The organism is Cytobacillus stercorigallinarum, from assembly GCF_014836495.1.
GTDB classification, from domain to species: Bacteria; Bacillota; Bacilli; order Bacillales; family Cytobacillaceae; genus Cytobacillus; species Cytobacillus stercorigallinarum.
This window is the reverse complement of the sequence record NZ_JACSQT010000001.1, coordinates 437,577-449,223: the sequence shown is the minus strand read 5'-3', so window position 1 is coordinate 449,223 and position 11,647 is coordinate 437,577. Positions and strand designations below refer to the sequence as shown.

At 36.4% G+C, this 11,647-nt stretch carries 11 protein-coding genes; 2 read left to right on the top strand and 9 right to left on the bottom strand.

Annotated features, from left to right (window positions below):
- Nucleotides 1–30 precede the first annotated feature (30 nt).
- Nucleotides 31–681, top strand: a complete 651-nt coding sequence (locus H9655_RS02205) for a YqfQ family protein (RefSeq protein ID WP_225230377.1) — start codon at nt 31–33, stop codon at nt 679–681.
- Nucleotides 682–973: 292 nt separating this feature from the next.
- On the top strand, nt 974–1,930 hold the full coding sequence (locus H9655_RS02200; RefSeq protein ID WP_191810454.1) for a 4-hydroxy-3-methylbut-2-enyl diphosphate reductase: 957 nt from the start codon (nt 974–976) through the stop codon (nt 1,928–1,930).
- A gap of 44 nt (nt 1,931–1,974) precedes the next feature.
- Here the strand turns inward: H9655_RS02200 and H9655_RS02195 are convergent, their stop codons facing one another.
- From H9655_RS02195 to H9655_RS02155, 9 genes are all read right to left on the bottom strand, one after another.
- Nucleotides 1,975–3,090, bottom strand: a complete 1,116-nt coding sequence (locus tag H9655_RS02195; protein WP_191810452.1) for a Nif3-like dinuclear metal center hexameric protein — start codon at nt 3,088–3,090, stop codon at nt 1,975–1,977.
- Nucleotides 3,087–3,791 carry a tRNA (adenine(22)-N(1))-methyltransferase gene (locus H9655_RS02190; RefSeq protein ID WP_191810449.1) on the bottom strand — a complete coding sequence of 235 codons (705 nt, stop codon included), beginning with the start codon at nt 3,789–3,791 and terminating at the stop codon, nt 3,087–3,089. The genes H9655_RS02195 and H9655_RS02190 overlap by 4 nt, the downstream gene beginning before the upstream one ends.
- A gap of 81 nt (nt 3,792–3,872) precedes the next feature.
- On the bottom strand, nt 3,873–4,226 hold the full coding sequence (gene cccA / locus H9655_RS02185) for a cytochrome c550 (protein WP_191810447.1): 354 nt from the start codon (nt 4,224–4,226) through the stop codon (nt 3,873–3,875).
- Nucleotides 4,227–4,587: 361 nt separating this feature from the next.
- On the bottom strand, nt 4,588–5,727 hold the full coding sequence (locus tag H9655_RS02180) for an acyl-CoA dehydrogenase family protein (protein ID WP_191810445.1): 1,140 nt from the start codon (nt 5,725–5,727) through the stop codon (nt 4,588–4,590).
- A 421-nt stretch (nt 5,728–6,148) separates the two neighbouring features.
- Nucleotides 6,149–7,276, bottom strand: coding sequence for an RNA polymerase sigma factor RpoD (gene rpoD / locus H9655_RS02175; RefSeq protein WP_191810443.1), 1,128 nt, complete (start codon nt 7,274–7,276; stop codon nt 6,149–6,151).
- Nucleotides 7,277–7,399: 123 nt separating this feature from the next.
- On the bottom strand, nt 7,400–9,220 hold the full coding sequence (gene dnaG / locus H9655_RS02170; RefSeq protein WP_191810440.1) for a DNA primase: 1,821 nt from the start codon (nt 9,218–9,220) through the stop codon (nt 7,400–7,402).
- Between the two features lie 44 nt (nt 9,221–9,264).
- Nucleotides 9,265–9,729, bottom strand: coding sequence for a YaiI/YqxD family protein (locus H9655_RS02165; RefSeq protein WP_191811342.1), 465 nt, complete (start codon nt 9,727–9,729; stop codon nt 9,265–9,267).
- Nucleotides 9,730–10,042: 313 nt separating this feature from the next.
- Complete coding sequence (locus tag H9655_RS02160; protein WP_095372534.1) at nt 10,043–10,861, bottom strand: pyruvate, water dikinase regulatory protein; 819 nt, start codon at nt 10,859–10,861, stop codon at nt 10,043–10,045.
- 34 nt (nt 10,862–10,895) lie between these two features.
- The gene (locus tag H9655_RS02155; protein ID WP_225230375.1) at nt 10,896–11,516 is read right to left on the bottom strand and encodes a helix-turn-helix transcriptional regulator; all 621 of its coding nucleotides are present in this window, start codon (nt 11,514–11,516) and stop codon (nt 10,896–10,898) included.
- Nucleotides 11,517–11,647 lie beyond the last annotated feature (131 nt).

The following is an 11,647-nucleotide window of genomic DNA, read 5'->3' as shown; positions in this document are numbered from 1 at the left end:
AAAATCCCCTTTTTGAAAGGAGGAGATGTGATGTATCCAAGAATGGGACCAAATCGGGGGCAAAGACCAGGCTTTCCTCCACCACATCAAACACCACAAATGATGCAAAACTTTTCAGGTAGACCACCGTTTCCACCCAATATGACTCCATATGGACCAAATCAACCAAGAAATAGTGGTGGGATGAGAAACAACGGATCACCAAGAAGTGGGGGTCTATTATCTAAAATCCTTGGCGGAAGAGGTGGTTCTGGTGGTCAGGCAGTTGTAAACACTGCTACTAATGCAGCAACTGGATCTAGAGCCGCTGGCGGCGCAGGCATTCTTCAAACGTTAACTAACCCGACAAATATCAGCGGCTTTTTAACGAATACACAGAAATTCTTAAATACTGCAGGGCAAATCGCTCCAATGGTTCAACAGTACGGTCCGATGGTCAAGAATATCCCTTCAATGTGGAAGCTTTATCGTGGCCTTAAGAATATGAATTCGACAACTGAAGAAAAAGAGGAAGAAATTGAATCTAGCTCACTATCTCCGATAAAGGATAGTCAACCTTCTCCCTCAGCAGTGAAAACTAAAAAAGAGAAATCAGTCACAGTGGAGTCTTTAGAAGACGAGCCAATTCAACAACCCCCTACAAAAGCTAGTGGTCAGTCTATACCGAAACTGTATGTTTAATCATGCTTACCGCTCGCCGTGTTGGCGAGTTTTTATTTTATCTTAAATCGCTCATTTCCTTAATATGTGCATTGAAGACATTGTTTAAGTACCAACATGCGTGCGGTATCTTTACCATCACCCTCATGTCTTATTTTCATTCGCACTTACGTAACTATAAATTCTCCTTTTTGTGTTATTGCTTTATGTCTTATATAATAGATTAGAAGAGATGGATCATTTCATTCATCCATTGTTTTATTTACAATTATATAACACAAAATATATGTTTCAGATATAGGGAGGATATTCAATGAACGTCATCAAAATATCACCAAGGGGCTACTGCTATGGTGTAGTAGATGCAATGGTGATTGCTAAAAACGCATCACTCGATAAAACCTTACCGAGGCCGATTTATATCCTTGGCATGATTGTCCATAACAAACACGTGACTGATGCATTTGAAGAAGAAGGCATTATTACTTTAGATGGTAAAAACCGTGATGATATTTTAGACCAAGTCGAAAGTGGGACGGTTATCTTTACCGCACATGGTGTATCACCTAAGATAAGAGAAAAAGCTAAAGCAAAAGGGTTAGTAACTTTAGATGCCACATGCCCGGATGTGAGTAGCACGCATGATTTGATTCGTCAGAAGAAAGATGAAAATTATCAAATTATTTATATTGGTAAAAAGGGACATCCTGAACCTGAAGGAGCTGTTGGGGTTGCACCTGATATTGTTCACTTAGTTGAAACGATTGACGATGTTCTGGCGTTAACACTAACAAATGAAAAAATTCTCGTTACAAACCAAACAACCATGAGCCAGTGGGATGTCGGCGATATTATGGAAGAAATCAAAGAAAAATATCCTCAAGCAGAATTTCATAAAGAAATTTGTCTTGCTACTCAAGTTCGCCAAGAAGCAGTTGCAGAGCAAGCAGGAGCTGCAGATGTCCTTATTGTTGTTGGAGATCCGAAAAGTAATAACTCGAACAGGCTTGCTCAAGTTTCCGAAGAAATTGCTGGCACGAAAGCCTATCGTATTGGCGATATTTCCGAGCTTAATTTAGATTGGATTAAGGATGCTCAAACGGTTGCAGTGACAGCCGGTGCCTCTACACCAACGCCAATTACAAAAGAAGTGATTTCTTTTATTGAACAGTATGATCCAAAAGAAGAATCAACTTGGCTTACAGAAAAGAAAGTACCTTTATCTAAAATTCTTCCAAAGATAAAAAAGCCAAAAGTTGTACAAAAGTAAGCAAAAAGCCATCTCAATCTTGAGATGGCTTCTTCTATCTTCAATTATACAAATGTAAAGGGGTCTGTATGTACTTTAGAAGCAATAAACTCCACCTCTAACCCTTTTTCAGTACATTTTTTCTTCATATATTCTGCAACACCTGATTTCATCACTTTTTCGACGTTATGACCAGGGTCAATAATATTTAAACCTGCTTGCATCGCATCATGCGCAACATGATAATACATATCTCCCGTAACGTAAACGTCTGCACCTTTCATCTTCGCTTTTGCATAATATTTATTGCCATCTCCACCAAGAACGGCTACTTTTTTTACAATTGATTGTAAATCTCCCACAACACGCACGCTAGGCACATCCAACACCGATTTCACATGCTCGGCAAACTGTGCTAAGGTCATTTCTTTAATATCACCTATTCTACCAAGTCCAAGAACTTCTCCTTGATTAGCTAAAGGATAAAGGTCATAGGCCACCTCTTCATAAGGATGAACCGCTAGCATTGCTTTGATCACTTTCTTCTCTATATTAGATGGGAATATTACTTCAATTTTATTTTCTTTCACCTTTTCAAGTGTCCCCGATTGTCCAATATGCGGATTAGCTTCCTTGCTTGGCAGAAATTGTCCATTTCCTGCACTTGAAAAACTGCAATAACTATAATCTCCTAATGCACCTGCACCAGCATTACCTAAAGCTTGCTTTACTGCTTCCTCGTTCTCTTCAGGTACATAAACAGCAAGTTTCATTAAAGGTATTTCATATGTTGGTACAAGTACTTCTGTATTCTTCAATTGAAGTGCAGCCGCTAACAAATCATTTACGCCACCATTAGCGACATCCAAATTCGTATGAGCTGCATAAACTGCGATATCATGCTTAATTAATTTTGTATAGATTCTTCCTGCAGGTGTATCACTGTCTAATTTCTTCAAAGGACGGAAAATCGGTGGATGATGAGCAATAATTAAGTTAACACCCTCGTCAATTGCTTCATCAACCACTTCTTCTAACACATCAAGTGCTACCATCACTTTGCTTACTTTTTGGTTCAAGCTACCGATTTGTAATCCAATAGGATCTCCTTCCATGGCATACGCTTTTGGTGAAAACTGTTCAAATAATTGAATGATTTCATGTCCATTTGCTTTCTTCAAGATAGTACCCCTCCAACAATAGCTATTTTCTTCTGTAAAGCAACGATTTTGTCATTATTTTCATTTGATGATTTTGCTGCCTGAATTTGCCTAATTATTCTCTCCCAATTCGTTCGTTCATGTTTCCATTTTTTTATAAAGATTGCGGATTTTTCCTGCAGTAAATACGGCCCTAACAAAAGTCCCTCTTCCAAATCACCGTATCCTTGATTGATATCGCCTTTCTCAGCGATTAAAATCTCATAAATTTTTCCATCTTCTTCGATTATTTCTTCATTTATTAATGCCCAGCCATTTTCACGCAGCCAAAGTCTAATAGAAATGCTACTAATATTAGGTTGGAGAATTAATCGTTTTACACCACCTAAGTGATTAGAACCTTCTTCCAAAATGGACGCAATCAGTGTCCCACCCATACCGGCAATTGTGATTACATCCACTTCATCGTCCGCTAAAACCGAAAGTCCATTTCCTTTTCTCACGGAGATTTTGTCTTCTAATTTGTCTGCTTTTACTTGTGCTAACGCTGATTGAAACGGTCCTTCAACAACCTCGCCAGCAATCGCAGCTTGTGCAATTCCTTGTTTAACAGCATAACAAGGTAGGTAAGCATGATCCGAGCCAATATCGGCTATTTTCGAACCTTTAGGGATATATTGAGCAACTGTTCTTAATCGATTAGATAATTGATTTGTGTTCATTCTTTTTTCCACCACTTCTATGTATTAAGTTCTGATTATAGTATAAAAAAAGTCCCTTGCATATGCAAAGGACTTACTCGCTTATTCCAAAGTCATTAACCATTCAGCCATTTCTTGCTCTTTACCAGAGACAAGTCCCCCTGGCATTGCACCTTTACCATTTGTTAATACATCAACGATTTCTTCTTCTGAAAGCTTCTCGCCAACACCCGATAGTGCGGGTCCTACACCACCTTGATATTGGTCACCATGACAGCCAATACAGGATTGTTGGTAAATTTCCTCTGGTGACGCTGCTACCTCTTCTGTTGCTTCCTCGTCCCCTTCACTTGTCAGTTCTTTGTGATCACCTAATCCTTTAAATGAAACAAGGAACATTGCGCCAATCCCAAGGATAGCAATAAGAGCAAACGGTATTAACGGATTACGATTCAATGTTTAAACCTCCCTTATGTAAGAACTTCACAATTTAAGTAAGTATATACAAACAATCTCTATTTTACTGTAAAAAACGCTATTGGAAAAGCCCTAAAACGAATTTGTTATCAGCAATTCAAAATTATTTTAATAAACTGGCAAAAAAGTTTACTTCCTGTCATTTATTTTTTTACCATTTTACCCCTTTTCATTCCTTAAAATATTTTATGTATAACTTGTTTGATTAAAAAGAAAAACTATCTAAAAAATAGTTTTGATTACTGATGAAGGTCATTTTATACACGTAAAGTCTCAAAAGACCAAGCACTCTAACTATTCTTAGATAGCATTTTCCATTCATACAAAAAATATACTCCAATTAACAACCAATCTGTCTGGCAATAACCATACGTTGTATTTCTGAAGTTCCTTCTCCAATTTCTGTTAACTTCCCATCACGCATATATCTTTCGACATGATATTCTTTCATATAGCCATAACCACCATGAATTTGAACGGCCTGATCAGCGATTTCCATACAAATCTCAGATGCATATAATTTACACATTGCTGCCTCTTTGGAAAATGGTTTTCCTTGATCTTTCAGCCAAGCTGCTTTATAAACCATATTTCTCGCCAATTCAATTTTCATTGCCATATCAGCTAGTTTAAATTGAATAGCTTGAAAATGGGATAACTTTCTACTAAATTGTTCACGCTCTTTAGCATACTTTAGCGCCTTCTCATATGCTGCTTGAGCAATTCCTACTGCCATGGCACCGATGCCAATTCTTCCTCCGTCAAGAGTGATTAAAAATTGCTTAAATCCTTCACCTTTTTTACCGAGCAAGTGCTCAGTCGGCACGCGCACGTCTTCTAATATCAATTCAGTCGTATTGGATGCATTGAGTCCCATCTTCTCATAATTATCCAATACAGTGAACCCATTTACATCGGTAGGAACAATAATGGCACTGATTTCTTTATTCGTACCATTCATATTAGTGATAGCTGTTAAAGCTAAATGTTTTGCATAACTAGCATTTGTTATATAGCACTTATTCCCATTGATAATATATTCCCCGTTCTCTTCTACTGCTGTTGTTCTTGTCCCACCAGCATCTGAGCCAGCATTCGGTTCAGTTAAACCAAATGCCCCAAGGCTTTCACCGGTACAAATAGGTGTTAAATATTTATGTTTTTGTTCTTCTGTACCAAATAATGAGAGAGGTGCGCCGCCCAACGATATATGGGCAGAATACGTTATACCTGTTGAGGCGCATGCTTTACTTAATTCTTCAGTAACGATGGCAAAACTTATTGTATCGGCTCCACCACCACCATATTCTTCCGAAAAAGGTAAACCCATCATACCCAAGTCTGCTAATTTCTTAAACACTTCTAATGGAAATTCTTTTGTTCGATCTCTTTCTAATGCACCAGGTTCCACTTCTTCCATCGCGAACTCTTTAATTGTTTTAAAAATCATCTTTTGTTCAGATGTAAGATCAAAATTCATATAAATCCTCCTTCTTATGACTTTTGAATACGCTTTCAATTCCTATTATATAATTACCTCTATAATATTCTCAAGATTTAAAAAATTTAAAATTGCGCATAGTTATGTTTCGATAATAATTTCAGCATTAGAAATAAATTAAATCGGTTTAAGAAAATCTTGTTTTATTTCTTAATATAATAATAATTATCTAAAAAATAAATAATTTAAGAATTTTTTACAAAAAGTGATTTGCAATATAATTAACTATTCAGTAAAATAAACTGTAAATATAAGTATGGATATGACCATACATTTGTTTATTTATTAATATATGGTATCATATACAAATAAAGGAATTACCTTACTGAACTAAAGTGAATATCTTGCACTCAAAAAAAGATAGCTTACCCATTAAGAGTAAACTATCTCGAGTTGAGTTCTATTCTAAAAAGTCTTTCAGTCTTTTACTTCTGCTAGGATGTCTTAATTTCCGAAGGGCTTTCGCTTCAATTTGACGAATCCTTTCTCTAGTGACGCCAAAGACCTTTCCAACCTCTTCTAGCGTCCTTGTTCTTCCATCATCTAGCCCAAAGCGAAGCCTTAGGACATTTTCTTCACGGTCTGTTAAAGTATCGAGTACATCTTCTAACTGCTCTTTCAATAATTCGTAAGCAGCATGCTCAGATGGAGAAGTAGCATCTTGGTCTTCAATGAAATCTCCAAGGTGAGAATCATCCTCTTCACCAATCGGCGTTTCTAATGAAACTGGCTCTTGAGCAATTTTTAAAATTTCACGTACTTTATCTGGTGTTAAATCCATGTCTTCAGCAATTTCTTCTGGAGAAGGTTCACGTCCCAAGTCTTGTAGCAATTGGCGTTGAACGCGAATCAACTTATTAATTGTTTCAACCATGTGAACCGGAATTCGGATGGTTCTCGCTTGGTCAGCAATCGCTCTTGTAATGGCTTGACGTATCCACCATGTTGCATAAGTACTAAATTTAAAACCTTTACGATAGTCAAATTTCTCTACTGCTTTTATCAGACCCATATTGCCTTCCTGAATCAAATCTAAAAACAGCATGCCACGACCGACATATCGCTTGGCAATACTTACAACGAGACGTAAGTTAGCCTCCGCTAAACGGCGCTTCGCTTCTTCGTCGCCTTGCTCAATCTTATTCGCAAGAGAAATCTCTTCTTCTGCGGTAAGTAGGTCGACACGACCAATTTCCTTTAAATACATTCTTACAGGGTCGTTAATTTTCACTCCAGGAGGTACGCTTAAATCATTTAAATCAAACTCTTCTTCATTTTTGGCTAATTCTTGCGCGTTGGGATCTGCATCGTCATCATTATCACCAACTAGTTCCACACCTTGATCACCAAGAAATTCATAGAACTCATCCATTTGGTGAGAATCCAACTCATAATGAGACAATCTTTCTGCTATATCATCATAGGCGAGAACACCTGTCTTCTTTCCAGTTTCTAAAATCTGCTCTTTTGCTTGTTCTAGGGTCAATTCAATTTCAACCTCTTTCGAACGGGCCGATTTTTCAGCCATTTGTCCCCCTCCTTCCAAAAAATCACAAACCTCTGGGACAGCATAACACTTAAATGGTTATTATGGTAATCATTTGCTTTTGCTTATGCAGTCTTATAATATAATTAACACGATGAGAGATGATCACTTTTCTAATGATTTTCTTAATTGTAGAATCTCCATCGCAATTAATGCCGCTTTGGTATAGTCCTTTTGACGTTCTGCTTCTTTTTCATCTTGAATTTTTTCTTTTATTTTAATCATCTTTTGATGATTTAACACATGCTTAATATAATCAGATAATTCCTTTTCAGTAAAATCTTCATTGATAGGCATCATTACAATATCTGCTACAATGTGACGCAACTCTTTGTCTTTAATAAATTGCATAAAATTACTTGTATCGGGCACATGGCCACTTTCATAATATGCTAGAAGATAAGTATAAATCGCTTGGTGCTCATCCACATTAAATTCATTGCCACCTAACATTTCCTGAACCTTTAATGTCATATCTTGATTATTCATCATATGAGCTAACAACATACGTTCAGCATTTTGAAAAGCTGGTCTTAATACACTATTTGACTTTTGTTGTAATAAAAACGGTTCTGGCGGTAATGACTGTGGTTGATTTTTCGTATTTTTTTGCATTGAATAAAATATTTGTTTTTGTTGCTGTTGCAATGCATCTAATGAAATTGAAAATTCATTAGCGATTTGTCTTAAATAATGGTCTCTTTCTACTGCTTTCGTTAAACGACTTATTTCTGTTAGTACTTCTTCTATATAACGAAGCCGTTCTCCTTCATCATTCAACCTTTTTCCTAGTCTTAAATATCTCATTTTAAAGGACATATAAGTAAGACTAGCCTCAATGACCTCATTTTTAAACTTTTCTGCGCCATATTCCTTTATATAATCATCAGGGTCAAGCTCTTCCGGAAGCCAAGCAATACGTACATTACAACCGACTGATTGAAGCATATCTAAGGCACGATTAGCTGCTTGAATTCCTGCTTTATCCCCATCATAGCAAATCGTCACATGGTCAGTACTTTTTCGTATTAATTGGACATGTTCTTCTGTAAGGGAAGTGCCCATCGTAGCAATTCCATTAATGACACCTGCCCCATCAGCAGCAATGACATCGGCAAAGCCCTCAAAAAGAACAGCTCTTTGCTCTTTTTTAATGTGCTTCTTTGCTCGATTAAAATTAAAGACCGTTTTGCTCTTATTAAAAATGACCGTTTCAGGACTATTTAAATATTTCGGGTCTTCTTCCCCCAATGACCGGCCTGAAAAAGCGATAATATTCCCTTTTTCATTATGGATAGGGAACATAATACGATGGCGAAAGCGATCAAAAAAGTTACTATCTCTCTCCCTTTTGATTAATAGACCTGCTCTTTCCATGAGATCCAAGGGAAATTTTCTTTTCTGCAAAAATTTACAGACAAAGTCCCATGAATTTAAAGAGTAGCCAATTTTATACTTCTCAATTGACTCCATTGTAAATCCACGTTTTAGTAGGTATTCTAACGCTTCTTGACCATCCTTTGTGTTTACTAGCAAATGATGGTAAAATTTACATAATAATTCATGCGCATCATACATTTGCTGCAATTCAGGTGATTGTTTCACATTTTTGTCTTGTGAAGAAACGTCAATATCAATAGGAATATTTGCTTGTTTTGCTAAGTTAACAACAGCTTCTTGAAAAGAAAAACCTTCTAAGTCCATTAAAAATGAAAAAGCGTTTCCTCCTGCATGACAACCAAAGCAATGGTAAATTTGCTTATCAGGAGATACGGAAAATGATGGTGTATTCTCTCCATGAAAAGGGCAAAGTCCAAAATAATTTCGGCCTTGCTTCGTTAAATTCACATAATCCCCAATGACATCAACAATATCAACTGAATTTCGAATTTGATCAATCTTTTCTTCAGGAATACGTTCTGCCATAACGACAACTCCCCACTACATAAAGAAGTATTCTAGAAAAAAAGCTAAAATCCTTCAATTTTCGACAATATTTTTGTCAATTCATTCTTAAATCGCTGTCGATCCTCTTCCTTAAACGGTTTAGGTCCTTTTCCATAAACGCCTTGACGTCGTGCTTTTGCAGAAAGGTATCGCATATCTAATGCAGTATGGATTTGACCTTCCTCATATACATTACCCCTAGGCGATAAAACATGAACCCCATTTAAAAGGAGTGTAGAAGCAAGACCTATATCCTGGGTAATTACCACATCTCCTCGTTTGGAGTAATTTTGGATATATAAATCGACAGCTTCTTTACTGGAATCAACGAATGTCCATTCATCTGAGCGATACTCTGCTTTCATATGTGCATAGGATGCTATGAATTTGTAAGCAACCGAATGAACATGTGCCAATTCGACAATTTCCTGCTTTACCGGACAGGCATCAGCATCAACTAAGATGGTTGGTTCATCTGATGTTCTTATAATTCTACATCACTCCAGTATTTCCTCCTTATAAAGAAATTTCTTTATAATGGAAGGATTGTCGAATTTTTTTATATAATTCCCTTGACTTCTCCCAATAAATAGTTTATTCGTTAAAAGTCAAGTCTAAACCTATTTTATCATTTTTTATCACGATTTTTTATTATAATATATAAAACAGATAATTTCCAGACATATGTTTATAAGAATGCTTCCACTAACGCTCTCCTGTTTCAGCAGCGTAAATGGCAATTAAATATCTTTTAACCTGGTTCTCTACAAAGAAAAGGCACATAATCAATTACATTATGTGCTAATCCTTTAAAAGATTTTTACGATAATGATCTAGTACAAGATTTGCTGTTTCTTCAACCGCTTTGTTCGTTACATCAATCACTGAACAACCTATCTGATTTACAATGCGATCAAAATATGAAATCTCATCTTTAATTCTTTCTATATTTGCATAACTCGCGCTATCACTAAGTCCTAAAGATATAAGCCTTTCTCTTCTAATATGATTTAATTTTTCTGGGCTAATCTTCAAACCAAAACACTTCTCTTTTGGTACAAGGAATAACTCTTCAGGAGGGTCGACTTCTGGTACAAGTGGCACATTCGCCACCTTTAACCTTTTATGAGCTAAATATTGTGATAATGGTGTTTTCGATGTTCGAGAGACCCCAATTAAAACGATATCGGCCTTTAAAATTCCTCGCGGGTCTCTACCATCATCATATTTAACTGCAAATTCAATTGCTTCAATCTTCTTGAAGTAATCATCATCTAATTTTCTTACAACACCCGGTTCGTATAATGGTTCATTTCCATAGTTATTTTGAATTTGATCCATTATCGGTCCGATAATATCGTAGGCGAATATATTTTCTTTTTTAGCTGTTTCAAGCATATAATTACGTATATGTGGCTTCACTAACGTATATGCTATGAATCCTTTGTCGAGTTTGGCTAAAGCAACTACTTCATCAATATGAGCTTGTTCCTCGACATATGGAAAACGTTTAATTCTTACATCCCCATTATTGAACTGACTTGCAGCCGCCTTTATGACAAGCTCAGCCGTTTCACCAACAGAATCAGAAACTACATAAATAATTGGCATATTACCCATACTAGCATAATCAACTCCTTATTTGAGCTCTTACTTATTCACCCGCTAGTGCAACAAATGCTTTTGTTAAATTAGTCTTTGTTATTCTTCCAATAACCTCAAAGCCTTTATCAGCTTCCTTCACAACGGGCATACCATCAATCTGCTTATCAATGAGTTGTTGCGCTACATCTATAAGTAAGTCTTCTTTCTTACACATTGTGATGTTTGGCATCCTTGTCATAATGATATTTACTGGTAGTGCACCGAGCTCTTGCTTTCCGATACTGGCTCTTAACAAATCTTTTCTAGATAGTACACCTACTAGTAAAGAGTCCTTATCGACCACAAATAATGTGCCAACATCCTCTAAAAACATTGTTACAATGGCATCATAAACCGAAGTATTTTCACTAATAACAACCGGAATAGATTGGTAATCCTTCACAAATAACTTTTTCATATTCTCAGTTAAAAGTTGAGCACCCGTTTTCCCTGTATAGAAATATCCTACTCTTGGTCTTGCATCTAAATAGCCAGCCATCGTTAAAATAGCTAAATCCGGACGAAGCGTAGCTCTTGTTAAATGTAATTGATCAGCGATATGTTCCCCTGTAATTGGACCATTATCTTTCACGATTTCTAATATTTTTTCCTGCCGTTTATTGAGTTCCATTGATCTCACCACCTTGAATTGGAGCGTCTTCTAAGTAAACCTATGCATATGTAGAAGTTTTCCCCAAATAAGCAAATTATGAACGAGCAATAAGGTTATACTTTTATATAATTATTATATACTATTTCTCA